Raw genomic sequence first — 14,435 nt, forward strand, 5'->3', positions numbered from 1 at the left:
ACCTATGCCTACAGATGATAGGCCGAGAGAGACAGCCCGAATGCCAGTGGGTGGCTAAAAGCGTCTGGAGAGTTCCGGTGTCAAGCGCGGGGGCACAGCGATGTTTAGCCCAGGTAACTCAGATCTGAAGCGGGCACGGACCAATTTGCAGCCGTAGGCTGCCAAGTTCATACAGGACCTAGGGTACGGTTGGGTTTCCTGCTCTGACGCATTGCCTTGGAACGACACGCGAAACGACTATCAGTATGTGGTGTACAGCCCAAGCTACGGCGGTGAACTGTTCACCTGTACGTTCAATTCGACAGGCGCCAGGTGGTGGTGCGACCGTGCCGAGCTAGGCATTAGTGGTGTCACCCATTGGCGCCTGGCTCGCGCTGATGAACCAGAACCTGCCTTTCTGCAGGAAACCCCTCCCAAAGCGACAGAGATACACCCGCATGACGTGATCCTGCTTAAGCGCTGGGGAGACTGGTACTGCGAACGTTACGATATTGAGTCGTAAGCTGGATTTGATTGTTGCTCAAGCCTTCATAGAATCTTGGCAAGCTTTCTTGACCCGGCCAGCTGATTTTTACTGATACACCCAGTAGTCGCTCCCCTTTGCCAACCTTGATCGTGACAGTCAGCTGAAGATGGCACCGAGGCGCGCACACCAGAGCTCGGCTGCACGGCGGCTCATGGGAAACTCCAAAAGCGGTCGATGTGTATCGGCTACTTGCAGTTCGATGGCGAAGTCCTTGGCACGCACAGTACGCCCGAACGTAGGTACGCTCATGCCTGTGGCGCTCACCTTGCGGTGGCCTCCGTTCATCTCCATGCGTTCAACCTCTCGCCAAGTAATTTGCCAACCAAGCACCCAGGAAAAGTCATGGATGCTATAGGTATCGTCGGCGACAGAGCAAACAGCTAACTTGCGGCTCTGCGTATCAAAAGCCGCGAAGACAGGTGCCGGGTGCCCCAACAGATGTGAAGCATCGAGAGTAAGCCCTTCATTCGAGTTTGCTCGACCCACCAACGCTTGGCACGCAGCGTGCAATCGGGATAAAAATTTGAAAGCCAGAATGAAGATCGCCAAGGCGATTAACAGGTAGAAAGTAGTTTCGCTGGTTAACAGCTGCCAAAGTGAGGCACGCGGCATGCTCGCTGGCCCGACATCGAACATGGCCAAAAACAAAGCTAGCGATAACCCAGCAGTTGCTAGCCCTGATATCCCTGCGACTGGTACAGCTAGGCTAGCTGCAACTGAAAGCCCCGCAATCTTTAAAATCCCTGCCATTAGATAGCTCCGTAATGTCACTAAAAAGGCCAGTTTACAACCATAGATCCATGAAGGGTGAAAGGCATGAATAACACAGCAGATGCACGCATTCAGCGTTGGAAGCGCTGGTGGGACGTTGACGACCCTTATGTGCGTTGTACGCAATGCGGTGCCCAGCAGATGATCGAGGACGCAGGACAGCCTTTCAATCCGCTGCACTCCATTGGTTGTCCCCTGCGCAGTGACCTGCCCCAGTACCCGTGGCTTTCGCTCAGAGCGCTTCTACAAGAATGGCAGCAGGAGACTTCAGACAAGGCCGGTCCCCGCTAATAAGCAGCCAGCGAGCCGCGAGCAGCAGTGCCAGACTCAGGAATGCAAGGCGATGGCCGGTAAGGAAAAATCTTGCCGAACTCTAGTTCGTGTAATACTGTAAAAATGTACAGTATAAAGCCTGAATCCACCTGACGCCGCCTCTGAGCGGTTTTGACCGGCTACTTGCGGTGACACCTATGTCCTTTACCATCCTCGGCTCACTTGCGTCCTCTACGATCCCCCTACCGCTATTTGCCTGCCGTGTCCCTGCAGGTTTCCCCTCGCCCGCTGCGGATCACCTGGAAAAGCATATTTCCTTGGATGAGTTGTTCGACATCCGTGCCCCGCATATCTACCTGGTGAAGATCGAAGGCGACAGCATGAACGGCGCCGGCATGTTTAGCGGGGATCTGGTGATTGTGGATCGAGGCCGCGAGGCGCGGCATGGCGATATCGTGATTGCGGCTCTGAACGGCGAGCCGGTGTGCAAGCGACTGCACCACAAGGGCCGTGAGCTAATTCTCCAGTCAGAGAACGCGGCCTACCCGGCGCGCTACGTCCTGGAGAGCGACGAAATGACGATTTGGGGAGTGGTTCGCTACAGCGTGCGCGACCATGCCTACGCCTAATGCTCGCTTTGGCTGAGAGGGCCAGCCAGCAGGGTGCTAGTGCCATTGCCGTCTAGGCAGACTGTACGTCAGCTCGACGGCTAACCCGGCTAGCAATCGGCAGATCACGAAAAAATTTTAAATAATCCTCCGACATCTGAAGTCGATGCTACCTCAGGGCTCCAGCGGCTCTCCCCCAAGCGTTTCGCATTTGAAAAAGGCCCAATCAATCAGGGTCTCAATGGAGGGACCGAGCGCGCGTCCAAGTTCGGTCAACGCATATTCCACCTTCGGGGGAACTTGCGGATAAACCTTCCTGGCGACGATTCCGTCCTGCTCTAATTCCCTAAGCTGCTGGATCAGCATCTTCTGGTTCACGCCTACAACTCGCTTTTCAAGCTCCGAAAAACGAAGCGGTGCCTTTGCAGCGAAGAGCTGGACGATGATGACGATTTTCCACTTTCCCTCCAGCACACGTAGGGTCTCGCTTGTCGCTGCCGCCCAAAAAAGTTGCTGATTAGGATCGCCGCTCTGCCAATCTCGCTTCACTTGACTTACCTTTTAGTTAGTAACACACAAAAAGGTGTGTTCTTGCTATTTCGACAAGTTACCGCTAATTTCGGGGTTAAGTAAATATCTGATGTGAAACTCGTGCGGTCGTCAATCCTAGTGTGTTCAGGAAAGGTGTTGCCGTGCCAGCCAAATGAGGATTAGAGGATGAAGACTGTACGATGGACATCTGGCGATAAACCAAGCCTAGAGCTTCACGATGAAGCCATGCCAAGCCCTGGTCCGCATGAGGTCGTGGTACGGGTTCACGCCGCTTCTCTTAACTTCCGGGACCAGGCAATTCTTGACGGCGCATATGGCGGCCCGACGAAGCCCAATGGCGTTCCCCTTTCAGACGGTGCGGGTGAGGTAATCGCGGTCGGTCACGCCGTGCAGCGCACAAAGGTAGGCGACCGGGTTTCAGCGTCCTGCTGCCAGCATTGGATCAGCGGACCTACGCTTCCGGAATATCATGCCAACAGCTTGGGCATGACTACAGACGGTTGGCTGGCCGAAACTATCTTGTTGCACGAGAACGCCATTGTGCAGCTGCCAAACTATATGTCCTACACCGAGGCAGCGTCTCTGCCTTGTGCCGCCGTTACGGCTTGGACGGCTCTGAACCTGTCGTCGCCTCTTCAGGCGGGCGACACGGTACTGGTACAGGGTACTGGCGGTGTGGCGCTGTTCTCGCTGCAGGTTGCAAAGATGTTCGGCGCGAAGGTTCTTGCGATTACTTCGTCGGATGATAAAGCAGAGCGGCTTAAGGCGTTGGGAGCTGCTGCCGTAGTCAACTATCGCTCTTATCCTGATTGGGATAAGCAAATTCTAGCCCTCACGGGTGGGCAAGGTGTCGACAAGACCATTGATATTGCAGGCGAGAAGACGATTGTGCAGTCGGCAGCTGCGACCAAGAATGGGGGCAGTATCTCGCTCGTTGGCTTCACAAGCGGCTTTGGCGGCGGTCTGCCCCCGATCCACATTCTTGCTAAGTCGCTCCATGTCGCTGGCGCATCGATTGGGTCGCGCGCGCATTTTGAAGCGCTATTGCGAGCTATGGCCTTGCATGAGGTTCACCCTGTCCTAGACCAGGTCTTTCCGTTTGCAGAGTACGAGGCCGCTTATCAGCGCCTTAAAAGCGGCAATCACATCGGCAAGGTCGTCATTGACTTTGCGCACTAACGCAAACGTCGATATCTACAAGGGGCTGGTCTCGCTAGCTCCACCGTCGCGAGGCATACGGCAAGATGATTCCACTTTCCATTTTGGAATTAGGACGAGTCCGGCAAGGATTCGATCGCCGCACGGCGCTCGAAGATGCTCGAGCGCTTGCTCAGCACGCTGAACGCTTGGGTTTTCGGCGCATTTGGGTGGCTGAACACCACAATTCACCCGCCGTTACCACGGCTGCCACTTCGGTCGTGCTTTCTTATATTGCAGCGGGTACAACCCGTATCCGGATTGGTGCCGGTGGCATCATGCTTCCCAACCATGCCCCTTACGTTATCGCAGAGCAATTTGGAACTCTGGAAACTCTCTATCCTGGCCGTGTCGACTTGGGTCTTGGTCGGGCCCCTGGCACCGATCAGATGACCTTACGTGCATTGCGGCGGAACTCCAGTAATGCGGAAAACTTTCCTCAAGATGTCCTTGAGTTGCAGGGGTTTCTTGCCTCCAAACGTCAAGCACAGAGAGTTGAAGCCGTCCCGGGCTCCGGGACCAATGTACCGCTATGGATTTTGGGATCAAGTCTCTTCGGAGCGCAACTGGCTGCGTCGCTTGGCCTTCCGTATGCCTTTGGGTCACAGTTTGCTCCTCAGGCGCTTCACCAAGCTCTCAACGTCTATAGAGAGAGCTTTCAGCCCTCAGAGCAATTGCGAAAGCCCTACGCATTGATCGGGGTGAACGTGGTTGCCGCAGAAACGGACATTGAGGCCCGCATCTTAGCAACCTCGCAGCAGATGACCTTTGCCGACATGTTCCGAGGTAAGCCAAGCCTGCTCAAGCCACCTATAGAGGATATAGAGGCCTACAGGACGCCTCGTGAGAGAGCTCAAACCGATCAGATGTTGAGTTGCAGTGTGGTCGGCAGCGCCGAGACTGTCCGCGATGGGCTCAACCAGCTTGTCTTCGACACCCAAGCCGATGAGTTAATGATCGTTTCTGACATCTTCGACTTTAATAAGCGAGTGCGTTCGCTCGAAATAATCGCCCAAGCAGCTACTTAGTAAAGGACCTTTACGGTGTACGCGCAAATCACGCAATTTATAAAAATGCTCCACACTATTTCCCACCTTCTAGATAAAGCGCAAGAGCATGCGCAGTTGAATAAGTTCGAATCCGAGGTTCTCTTGAACTCGCGTCTTTCACCAGACATGCTGCCACTTACGAGCCAAGTTCAAATGGCATGCGATACGGCGAGGCTCGCCACCTCAGTATTGACGGGCCAGCCGGCCCCGGCGTTTGAGGGTACTGGAAATACGGTTCAAGAACTCAAAGCTGTCATTGAAAAGACGATCGCGTACATTGCATCGATTAATGAAAATGATTTTGTGGGCTGGGAGGATAGAATTGTTGCTCCCCCGGGTTGGGCTGGTGCATTCCTTGGAAAGGATTACTTTTACCAGCATGGAATACCAAATTTTTACTTTCACGCTGTCATGGTATACGCGATCCTTCGCCATAAAGGTGTTCGGATTGGGAAAATGGACTATATAGGGCGATTACCTTTTTTGAAATGATTGCTAACGTCTCATTGCTTCAAGGTTTCTCAAAAATTTTGATCGACCATCATCAGCGCTTTATCGACACGTCGCTGAGGAAACGCCAACTCTTATGATAAGTGTCTGTGCTCACGGATCAAAATGGAAGCTAATGGCTTGAATCAGAATTGGCAGGTATATTCGAGCTAATAATCTCGTCCCCTCCCAGGCCGTCGAAGCTGTTGAGACATCAGTGCGATTTCCTTTCTAAATCACTGACCATGCAGGACACAATGAGGCCAAACGGCACTACAGAATTTGAATAATGGGAGAACCTATAAACGGTTTGTCCTGGGCTCCGGCGAGTGTAGTAGGGATTAACCATGAAGCATATCGTCTTCGCATCATTGCTTGCTCTCAACATGACTGCCACAGCTGCACAGCAAAGGCTGGATTTTCCAAGCTGCGACATCCAGAACCAACGAGAAGTGGTTGGTAAGACCGGCGGCCAGATTGCTGATCCCAGGCAGGCCCATATCTCAGTACGAGCGAATGTTTTGAGCGCCGATATTAGCACCTCGCGAAAGGCCCGCCGGATTACCGAGGTTGAAGCACAACGCATGGTGAAGCGTGTAGAAGACGTCCGGTATCGGACCAACCGATTTGTAGAGCAGCAGGGTTTCCTGAGTGCTGCGGAGAAGGCCAGTTACGACCGCGAGCTAGACGCCATTGCGAGTAGCTTGTGTAAGTAGGAAAACAACACTGGGACACTGGAGACTTGGTCAAGTGATCGGGCTGCGGGTAGGCTTGAAAGCTAAGGGATTTTAATGCGTCGTTTCCTAATTGAAGAATACGAGACGATTGACGTGGACGTATTACGCGCCAATCGTGATCAGGTGTACGCAGAGTCAAGGATGCCCTTCACTTTCCTATAATATTTATGTCCCTAAATAAATTGCATGAATAATTGGCGAGCAAGTTAAAGTTTTTACTTAATTATGCCGATAACCAGCAAAGCCCAACGGTCCCGAGCTTGCTGTTATGCCTGATGCGCCTTCCTCACAGCGTTTTCGCAGACGCCTCTATCCGCTCCTTGCGTTCTACCTACTGACCCTATTTGCCGTGTCAGTGTTGTGGGAGTTCAAGCTTGAAGGCACTGCCATGGCGGTGCTCGGCTTGCCCTATGATGGGGACTTTGAGACCGCTGAGCGGTGGCGGTTTGTGCTCACGTCTACAGGGTTTGCCTTATTGTCCATGGTGGTCCCCATCATGTTACTGCACCGCCTTCTGCAACAACTCAGGCGCAGCTATTTCGACCTGCTAAGCGCTCAAACGCAAAGCGATGCACTTGCTCGTTATGATTCCCTGTCCGGATTGCTCAATCGCCGTGTGTTCAACGAACAGCTGATTGACCTTCTTGCGCAACCGCAGCCCACGGCTGTGTTCTTGATTGACCTTGATCATTTCAAAAGTATCAACGACAGCAACGGCCATGCAGCGGGAGACGCCGCCATCTGTGTGGTTGCTGAGCGATTACGGGCAGCAACGCAAGGTTGGCAGGCTTGCGTGGCTCGACTAGGGGGAGACGAATTTGCCATAGCCATTACGGGCGATTTTGGACGTGCCGAGCTATCGCTTTTAGCTGAAGACATTCTCAAGCAGATGTCTAAACCTATCGCTAAATGGCCGGCCATCTCACTCAGCGCGACCTTGGGCATCGCTATCTCACCAGCAGATGGTTTGACCCCGGAATTGCTGCTGCAGCGTGCTGACCGTGCCATGTACCGAGGTAAACATGGTAGTCGGGCTGTTTTTCATTTCTACGAAGCTAGTTTTGAAGCTGAGCAGCGCGAACAGGCGCTGTTCGAGCAGGAGCTGAGGCAAGCCATCCAGGACAACCAGATTCAGCCCTTCTATCAACCGGTGGTAAAGCTACCGGAGCAAAGCCTGGCGGGTTTTGAAATCCTGGCTCGATGGCCGCATCCCACTCGCGGCTTGATCATGCCACTGACCTTCATAGCCATTGCCGAACAACTGGAGTTGATCAAAGCACTGACGCAAAGCCTGCTGCTACAAGCGTTTACCCATACCCGTGCATGGCCAGACAACTTGATGCTGGCCATTAATGTCTCTTCCTCAATGATCGAAGATCCGGCGTTTCCAGAATGGTTAAAGGATCTTGCCGATGAGGGCGATTTTCCGCTGGAACGGCTAGAGATCGAGGTTACGGAAAGTATGTTGGTAGCCAATGTGGACAGCGCTCGGCTCAACCTTGAGACCCTGCGAACCATGGGGGTCAGTGTAGCCTTGGACGACTTTGGTACCGGCTACTCAGGTTTGTATCACCTGACTCAATTGTCCATCGATAAGATCAAGATTGACCGGTCTTTTCTAGACTGTGCGTTGGAAAACCAGAATGAGATGGTCAAGGCCATTCTGGCCCTGGGCAAAAGCCTGAGTATGCAGATCACGGCCGAAGGCGTAGAGCATGACCGGGTGGCAGAGTGGCTGGCCAAACAGGGTTGTGACCTTGCTCAGGGCTATCTCTTTGGTCAACCTCTTCCTGCGCTTCGGGTAGATCAGGTACTGCAGCACGCAAATGCCTCTGATCGGGTCAGGTATTAAGCTTCCTAAAAATGGGTTAGCTCATTGCCGGGAGTCGTTCAAATACAGTGCTATTCTAGGTATGCCAATCCAAGCCTATCGGGTGATATGTTAAACTGATAGATAAAATCTAATCCGTATAGAACCATAGCCTTGTTAGGCAGTAGAGAATTTTATTTTTTGAATAAGTGGGAGTCCAGAAATAAAACTCCCATATATTTTCATTTAATTTTTCGTCTATACTTAATTTTCTGAAATCTTATAATATAATTACCAAATATTTTTTGAGATGAATGATAGTTGCTTTTGGCATTTCTCAACGGAAGCGTTCACTTCAACATGCTGGCCGTTAATAGTAAAGTTCTGATTGGGTTTTAAGCACTTTATAGGTATCTGCTTTGCCGATGCTATACGTCCAGAGCCAAGGAAATCGTCCACAGGTACAATGTGATTGTCTGGATCTTGGGTGGTAAAGTGATTCATGTTTTTACTGATCAGTTCTTTGACTTTTTTCAGATAAATTTTAGTCTGGTTATTTGGCTCATGGCGAGCCCCACTCGCAGTAGACCAACCACAATGGGTAACAACAACCATTTGTATTTTAGGTATAGATAAACCAGCATCACCCATTGCTCGTAAAAAAGCCCTATTTGGATTTCCTAGCAAATCTAGCAAAAGCTCTAAAGAGTCAACAGATTGTTGATCAGTGCGGACTGGTACAATTAATGCGTCAACTGCATGCCATGAGAGCTGCGTCGCGCCTGAAAAGAAGGGAGATGTATCAATTATCACTCTACTTACTTCAAGTTTTTTCAGTTCTCTATCTATGAGGCTTTTTAATGACTCGAGTATCTGGACCCTAGCTCGCTCGGCTTCTCGTGGGACCGGAATATTTCTCGCTTGGGCAAGTGCTCCTTCCAAAAGTGTTGGAAATTCGTAAAGGTTCGCAGATGAGGGAACAAAAAAAGAGTTATGTTTTTCGAAGTAAGAGTTATAATGGTCTATTGGTATCGCAATGTTAGATGGAAATGGCATTCTAGGCATTGTATACGGAAGTAAAGCATCATATATGGTTGTTCCACTTAACGCCGTTGCGCCGCTAAAGAATGCAGTAGAGTTTCCTTGAGGGCATGTGTCTATGGCAAGAATGTTTTGTGAGTCATATGCTATATTAAATGTCAATGTTGACTTGCCAATTCCACCACGTAAATTGCATACTGCGTATCTTTCATATTTAGGTAAAGCCAAGTCCAAAATGTTGCCATTTGAGTGTAAAAGTTGCGCATCATTAGCGTAATATGCGGCTTGTCTAGCAACAATCTTATCGATGTTCATTTATATTTCTCGTTTTGTATTTTCGTATTGTCGTCGCTGTAGGTAGGACGTTGCTAAAATCCCATAAAATATAATAGTAACCATGAGGCTAAAATTACTTTAGTGGTTTATGGAAAATGATTTTCTATCTTTAACGGGGCCAGCCTTTCAGCTGATCCCAGGCAAACAAGATTACTAAAGCGGCCTATTGCGTATGGCATGCGGATGAACAAGTCCGACAGCCGTTTGACTGAGGGTACGTAATACGCGCCTGGCGTACTGCAGTCATGCAAGTGGTATGGTACCCAAGATCGAGACGGTTATGAGGTGCCGGCACGAAGACGCACGAACTAGTGTGGACTTCATGATCACCGTTAGCCTGTGCATTGCGGTTCACATAATATTGGGCCATTTTATCCACCACGTTTTTTGTTGGATTGAGAAAGTATCGACGCCGCGAGAGCCTTAGTAATGGCGCTGTACATGCCGCTTTCTAAGACATGACTAGCCTTAGTTTTCATATCGCTACTCGTCTGCTTGCCAGTCGATGTCTGCGACATAGCCGATCCTGCCAATTTTTTCTGGATGGCCGAAGAGCTGTGGCTGCGGAGAATTTTGGCAGCCAAATGGGCTACCGGAGGCGAGGTTTGCTTAGTATTTTTTGGCACGGTAAGTACTCCTTTATCCACATAGGGTGAGTAGGTAGGAGCATCCCTTGTGCAGAAAACCGAGCTCGATGGTTGACAGCCGAGTTCGTATTTCTCTCTAATGCGCTTCCTACCAGTGTTCGCGTTGGTTCAGGAAAGGCGGATATGCGTGCTCGGCGACCAAACTTTGCACGCATAACCGCTGCCTATCTGAATTCGCGGCTCCCCCGTCCAAACACAAGATGTTGGGTTTGTGACGGATTGGGCTTCAAGATAATGGGTCAATTTTGACAATGCAAGATGTCGACTGCGCGCCCCTTACCTTCTAAAGGTGCCTAAAGGATCCATTTTCAGTCTGTATGCATGGCCAGTTCTATTAAAATAAGGGGTTTTGGCTCGCTTAATATGTAATATTTTGAAACACTATTATTTGTCCCTACCGTAAATATTTTTTGAATGCGATTAAAGCAGTCCTTTTAGTACTTTACCTTGTATGTAGGGGAATCCTCTGGCCTGTTCTGCCGCCGATCATAGATTCGGGTCGTGCTGATGTTGGCATGACCTAACCAGGCCTGGACCTTGGCAATGTCCGCTTCATGCTCCAGGGCATTGGTGGCTGCTGTGGCCCGCAGCCCATGCACACCCAAACCAGCGACCTCGATGCCGGCCTTTTTGGCATAGGCTTCCACTACTTTATAGATGCCATCGGCAGTGATGCCACCTCGATCTACGGGGCCGCGTAGCGGCAGGAACAGCGGGCCTTTCGGCGTGACCAGGTGATGCCCCGAGCGCTCCAGGTAATCGTGGATGCGGTCAGCTGCGACCGGGTGCAGTGGCAGGTAGCGTACCTTGCCGCCTTTGCCATGAATCAATAAATGCTTGATCCCGCGCCGCTCCAGCATATCGCTCACGCCCAGCTGCGCCGCTTCTTCCCGTCGAAGGCCGTGGTAGAGCAGCACGGCCAGAATGGCCCGGTCCCGAAGCCCTTTTAGGGTGGCCACATCCGGTGCGTCCAGGAGCGCCTTGGCCTGGTGATCGCCCAGGGCCGGGGTTTTGCCTTCGTTGCTTTCGATCTTGGGTCGTTTGACCCCGTGCACTGGGTTGCCCCCGGCCACCGCGTTGCATTCCAGCAGGTGGTCGAACAGGCTGGCCAGCGCCGCGAGTTTGCGCCGGATGGTGGCCCCGGCCAGGCCTCGGTGCTCCAGCTGGGCACGCCAGGCCAGCACGTGAGAGCGCGTCACTACCCGAAACTCGTCTGCAGTGGCCAACCCTATAAAGGAACAGAAGTCTTCCAGGTCGTTTTGGTAGGCACGACGCGTGCGTGGGTTATCAATGTTGGCAAACCATTCGACGGCAGCCGGTACCGCGGCCAAATGTTGAAACTCGGCCGCGGTCAATCGACGCTCGCCGTCCTCCTGATGCACCGTTAGCGTGCGCATGACCCCTCTCCTTCCCCGAAACGCTTTTTTGACGCAGCCGAGCACAAACTCTTGATAACGTATTTTATCACGAGTTTTATTTATCGTCGCTGTTCCTTGTTTGGGCTTGCAAATGAATCGTGTAGTGGACTGCTATCCATCCCATACGTAGGTGTTAAATTCTTGCCTTGATGAAATGTGGTAAGCAGGCGTTCCATAGGAGTCTTACCGCATTCGGTTTGGAAAAGCTCTATTTGAGGATGATTATGAAACCTAAATGGATTCTGGTGGGCATTGCCACAGCTGTCTGGACTGGGTTGCTGGTAGCCGTAGGGGTGCTTGGGGTCTATTGGTATAAACTGGGTCCCATTTCCGGCCTGGCGACAGATTGGGGTAGTTTTGGGTCAGTTTTGAGTGGTGCCTTTACATTACTTAGTTCGCTAGCAACAATTGGCACCCTGTTATTTCTGTATCTTCAAAAAATTAAAAGCGAACAACGTCAAAAACAGGTTGATATTGAAAATGCAGATCGGCAAGATAAGCATGATGACGTTGTAAGAAAGCAAGTAGCAGCTTTAACCTTTGAACAGTAACTTAATCATCGAAGGGTTTTTATAGAGAGGCTGGAAGAGCAGGCTATATATCACAAAAAAGAAGTTTCTTTTTTGGACCCTGATAGAGTCTACACAGCTATTTTCCCAAAAAACAATCCAAACAACTGTGAATATAAGGTAAGTATCTCAGAATCAAAAAATGCTAAACCCCAAGATCTTATCGATTGTTTGAATATCTACGAATCTATAGGATTTATTTTATAGGGGCCCTTAGATAATAAAAAGATAGATAAATTGATTGCTAATATTTATTATTTGCAAAGTTCCCTTGATGTATAGGAATTTCAAAGCTGGCCTATTTCATACAAACTAAGGCGCAGGTAACGGCTTCACCTACCAGGATAGCTTTGATCCTTGTGTTAGAGCCGGTATTTGGCGGATTCTTTGGGTACTACTTAGGAGGTGATAGGCTTGGAACAGTAAATCTGATAGGTGCGTGCCTGATATTGATAGGCATGGTAGTCACAGAATTGAACGCTGACGCTTTGAAAAAATGGCAATTTCGCACGACGAAAATAAAAGCTAATCAAAACTAAACGTTGGAGATACTATGACTGCTAATGAATCGTTGCAGGTATCTGAAGCCTTGATGTATAGGAATTTCAAAGATTCCTACACATCAAGAGGAGGTTCCAGACAAGAGCGTTATGGCACGACAGGCCTAAGCGAGTCAGAGGCCGGACAGTGAATTCAAGCGGCTTTCGCTGTAAACCGCTGATCAGGAAGCGGTTTTTAGCCCTAAACCTGCACTGCGGACGCACCTTCCCCGTGTCATGGTTTCACGTACCTCATCCGCGCAATAGCATGGGCATGGGTCACTAGCCCCTTCACCGTCAGCCCGCTGATCGCTGCCGTGTACACCATCTTTGCCCCACACAGCACGCAGCTGAACGGATCGATGTTTAAAAACGCTTTGGCCATTTACGCAAAGTGGAGCTTTGGCGTTGGTCCTGGTTTCCTCATCTTCAGCGCTTCATACACCTTCGGCAGGTACTGCCCGCATACCCGGTTGGCCAGAAACCCAAAATACCGGATCATCCGAAAATGCTTTTCCGGGATATGCTGCACGACCCGGCGCAGCATATCAGCCTGGCTCACCGACTCCACTTCGACTTCACGCACGCCCCCGGCCTCAAGCAAACCCGCCCAGCAGCCGTTGGCCGTGAACAGGTTTTTGAGAGGACGGGGTTTGAAGCTGGTAGGCATGCCGAGTTATGTCACCGACAGCATTGAGACGGACAAAACCCTATCATCTCGCCCTCAACGACCGGCCGCCGTCAGTCCTTTGAGCTTGCTTTGGAGCGCGACGGAAGCCCCCCGATATTTAGTCGCCAAGGTCAGTATCTCAGCTTGGGAAACGCCGCCCTGAGTCAGTTTCGGATAGACCTGCAATAGCGTGTCCAGCGTTTTCTTAGCACCGCCGTTGCCGCCAATCCTCACCAGGTTGTCGTTGCTGAAGCCTGCCTGACGCAGGGCCGGGCCCTTGTCCAGCAGCGTCTGCAAGGCCTGCTGACCCCCGTTGTTGGCGGCGACCTTGACCAGGTTGTCGTTGCTGAAGCCTGCCTGACGCAGGGCCGGGCCCTTGTCCAGCAGCGCCTGCAAGGCGTGCGCACCGCCCCCGTTGGCCGCGACTTTGACCAGGTTGTCGTTGCTGAAGCCTGCCTGACGCAGGGCCGGGCCCCTGTCCAGCAGTGCCTGCAAGGCCTGGGCGCCGCCATCATGGGCGGCGACCTTGACCAGGTTGTCGTTGCCAAAGCCTGCCTGACGCAGGGCCGGGCCCTTGTCCAGCAGCGCCTGCAAGGCCTGCTGACTCCCGTTGTTGGCGGCGACCTTGACCAGGTTGTCGTTGCCAAAGCCAGCCTGACGCAGGGCCGGGCCCTTGTCCAGCAACGCCTGCAAGGCCTGCGCACCGCCCCCGTTGGCGGCGACCTTGACCAGGTTGTCGTTGCCAAAGCCTGCCTGACGCAGGGCCGGGCCCTTGTCCAGCAGCGCCTGCAAGGCGTGCTGACTCCCGTTGTTGGCGGCGACCTTGACCAGGTTGTCGTTGCCAAAGCCTGCCTGACGCAGGGCCGGGCCCTTGTCCAGCAGCGCCTGCAAGGCCTGGGCGCCGCCATCATGGGCGGCGACCTTGACCAGGTTGTCGTTGCCAAAGCCTGCCTGACGCAGGGCCGGGCTCTTGTCCAGCAGCGCCTGCAAGGCCTGCTTACCCCCGTTGTTGGCAGCAATCTTGATGACCTGCTCACGGCCCCCCAATGCATTTTGAAGCCTGTCGAGATGCTGTAGCACATAGTTCAGGGTGGCGTTGCCAGCGGCTTTCTGGATTTTGTTACGGTCAGCGGCGCTCAATGCTTGAGACGAAGTGTTTGCCGATTGAGCGAAGAGGGCTGAGCGAACAGAAGACGATGGATA

14 protein-coding genes and 2 pseudogenes are annotated in these 14,435 nt (G+C 51.9%); 9 read left to right on the plus strand and 7 right to left on the minus strand.

The window, feature by feature from the left end:
* Positions 1–622 precede the first annotated feature (622 nt).
* Positions 623–1,276, minus strand: coding sequence for a hypothetical protein (locus tag HBH25_RS22285; protein ID WP_168086134.1), 654 nt, complete (start codon positions 1,274–1,276; stop codon positions 623–625).
* A gap of 66 nt (positions 1,277–1,342) precedes the next feature.
* On the opposite strand from HBH25_RS22285, the gene HBH25_RS22290 reads away from it, so the two are divergent.
* Together HBH25_RS22290 and HBH25_RS22295 are read left to right on the plus strand one after the other, a co-directional pair.
* Positions 1,343–1,588, plus strand: a complete 246-nt coding sequence (locus HBH25_RS22290; protein ID WP_168086135.1) for a hypothetical protein — start codon at positions 1,343–1,345, stop codon at positions 1,586–1,588.
* 179 nt (positions 1,589–1,767) lie between these two features.
* Positions 1,768–2,199, plus strand: coding sequence for a LexA family protein (locus HBH25_RS22295; protein WP_168086136.1), 432 nt, complete (start codon positions 1,768–1,770; stop codon positions 2,197–2,199).
* Positions 2,200–2,352: 153 nt separating this feature from the next.
* On the opposite strand, the gene HBH25_RS22300 is transcribed toward HBH25_RS22295, so the two are convergent.
* Entirely contained in the window at positions 2,353–2,727 is a 375-nt protein-coding gene (locus HBH25_RS22300) for a winged helix-turn-helix transcriptional regulator (protein ID WP_168086137.1), read from the minus strand.
* Between the two features lie 168 nt (positions 2,728–2,895).
* Between HBH25_RS22300 and HBH25_RS22305 the strand changes: the two genes are divergently transcribed.
* The 5 genes from HBH25_RS22305 (at position 2,896) to HBH25_RS22325 (ending at position 8,054) form a co-directional block, all read left to right on the plus strand.
* Positions 2,896–3,909 (plus strand): zinc-dependent alcohol dehydrogenase family protein, encoded by a 1,014-nt coding sequence (locus HBH25_RS22305; protein WP_168086138.1) that lies wholly within the window; start codon positions 2,896–2,898, stop codon positions 3,907–3,909.
* A 65-nt stretch (positions 3,910–3,974) separates the two neighbouring features.
* The gene (locus HBH25_RS22310; protein ID WP_168086139.1) at positions 3,975–4,955 is read left to right on the plus strand and encodes an LLM class flavin-dependent oxidoreductase; all 981 of its coding nucleotides are present in this window, start codon (positions 3,975–3,977) and stop codon (positions 4,953–4,955) included.
* A 15-nt stretch (positions 4,956–4,970) separates the two neighbouring features.
* On the plus strand, positions 4,971–5,468 hold the full coding sequence (locus HBH25_RS22315; RefSeq protein WP_218585514.1) for a DUF1993 domain-containing protein: 498 nt from the start codon (positions 4,971–4,973) through the stop codon (positions 5,466–5,468).
* A 344-nt stretch (positions 5,469–5,812) separates the two neighbouring features.
* Complete coding sequence (locus tag HBH25_RS22320) at positions 5,813–6,181, plus strand: hypothetical protein (RefSeq protein ID WP_168086140.1); 369 nt, start codon at positions 5,813–5,815, stop codon at positions 6,179–6,181.
* 289 nt (positions 6,182–6,470) lie between these two features.
* Positions 6,471–8,054 (plus strand): putative bifunctional diguanylate cyclase/phosphodiesterase, encoded by a 1,584-nt coding sequence (locus HBH25_RS22325; protein WP_168086141.1) that lies wholly within the window; start codon positions 6,471–6,473, stop codon positions 8,052–8,054.
* Between the two features lie 249 nt (positions 8,055–8,303).
* Here HBH25_RS22325 and HBH25_RS22330 read toward each other — a convergent pair whose 3' ends face one another.
* The 3 genes from HBH25_RS22330 to HBH25_RS22340 all read right to left on the minus strand — a co-directional run bounded on the left by HBH25_RS22330 (position 8,304) and on the right by HBH25_RS22340 (position 11,433).
* Entirely contained in the window at positions 8,304–9,368 is a 1,065-nt protein-coding gene (locus HBH25_RS22330) for a ParA family protein (RefSeq protein ID WP_168086142.1), read from the minus strand.
* 392 nt (positions 9,369–9,760) lie between these two features.
* Positions 9,761–10,015, minus strand: coding sequence for a hypothetical protein (locus HBH25_RS22335; protein WP_168086143.1), 255 nt, complete (start codon positions 10,013–10,015; stop codon positions 9,761–9,763).
* 455 nt (positions 10,016–10,470) lie between these two features.
* Positions 10,471–11,433, minus strand: coding sequence for a tyrosine-type recombinase/integrase (locus HBH25_RS22340; protein WP_168086144.1), 963 nt, complete (start codon positions 11,431–11,433; stop codon positions 10,471–10,473).
* Between the two features lie 245 nt (positions 11,434–11,678).
* Here HBH25_RS22340 and HBH25_RS22345 point away from each other — a divergent pair, with 245 nt between their 5' ends.
* Positions 11,679–12,005 (plus strand): hypothetical protein, encoded by a 327-nt coding sequence (locus HBH25_RS22345; protein ID WP_168086145.1) that lies wholly within the window; start codon positions 11,679–11,681, stop codon positions 12,003–12,005.
* Between the two features lie 323 nt (positions 12,006–12,328).
* On the plus strand, positions 12,329–12,562 hold the full coding sequence (locus HBH25_RS23895) for an EamA family transporter (RefSeq protein ID WP_425503066.1): 234 nt from the start codon (positions 12,329–12,331) through the stop codon (positions 12,560–12,562).
* A 235-nt stretch (positions 12,563–12,797) separates the two neighbouring features.
* On the opposite strand, the pseudogene HBH25_RS22355 reads toward HBH25_RS23895, so the two are convergent.
* Both HBH25_RS22355 and HBH25_RS22360 read right to left on the minus strand, forming a co-directional pair.
* Positions 12,798–13,130, minus strand: a pseudogene (locus HBH25_RS22355) (transposase); the annotation flags it as partial.
* A gap of 156 nt (positions 13,131–13,286) precedes the next feature.
* Positions 13,287–14,435 (minus strand): annotated as a pseudogene (locus HBH25_RS22360) (hypothetical protein); the annotation flags it as partial.

The sequence above is a fragment of the Pseudomonas quercus genome (assembly GCF_012033695.1).
Lineage (GTDB): Bacteria > Pseudomonadota > Gammaproteobacteria > Pseudomonadales > Pseudomonadaceae > Aquipseudomonas > Aquipseudomonas quercus.

Bases quoted from the DNA above. Each gene is read 5' to 3' on its own strand.
- HBH25_RS22330 (WP_168086142.1), bottom strand. From the start codon at position 9,368: ATGAACATCGATAAGATTGTTGCTAGACAAGCCGCATATTACGCTAAT.
- HBH25_RS22325 (WP_168086141.1), top strand. From the start codon at position 6,471: ATGCCTGATGCGCCTTCCTCACAGCGTTTTCGCAGACGCCTCTATCCG.
- HBH25_RS22290 (WP_168086135.1), top strand. From the start codon at position 1,343: ATGAATAACACAGCAGATGCACGCATTCAGCGTTGGAAGCGCTGGTGG.
- HBH25_RS22340 (WP_168086144.1), bottom strand. From the start codon at position 11,433: ATGCGCACGCTAACGGTGCATCAGGAGGACGGCGAGCGTCGATTGACC.
- HBH25_RS22295 (WP_168086136.1), top strand. From the start codon at position 1,768: ATGTCCTTTACCATCCTCGGCTCACTTGCGTCCTCTACGATCCCCCTA.
- HBH25_RS22320 (WP_168086140.1), top strand. From the start codon at position 5,813: ATGAAGCATATCGTCTTCGCATCATTGCTTGCTCTCAACATGACTGCC.
- HBH25_RS22285 (WP_168086134.1), bottom strand. From the start codon at position 1,276: ATGGCAGGGATTTTAAAGATTGCGGGGCTTTCAGTTGCAGCTAGCCTA.
- HBH25_RS22345 (WP_168086145.1), top strand. From the start codon at position 11,679: ATGAAACCTAAATGGATTCTGGTGGGCATTGCCACAGCTGTCTGGACT.
- HBH25_RS22305 (WP_168086138.1), top strand. From the start codon at position 2,896: ATGAAGACTGTACGATGGACATCTGGCGATAAACCAAGCCTAGAGCTT.
- HBH25_RS22310 (WP_168086139.1), top strand. From the start codon at position 3,975: ATGATTCCACTTTCCATTTTGGAATTAGGACGAGTCCGGCAAGGATTC.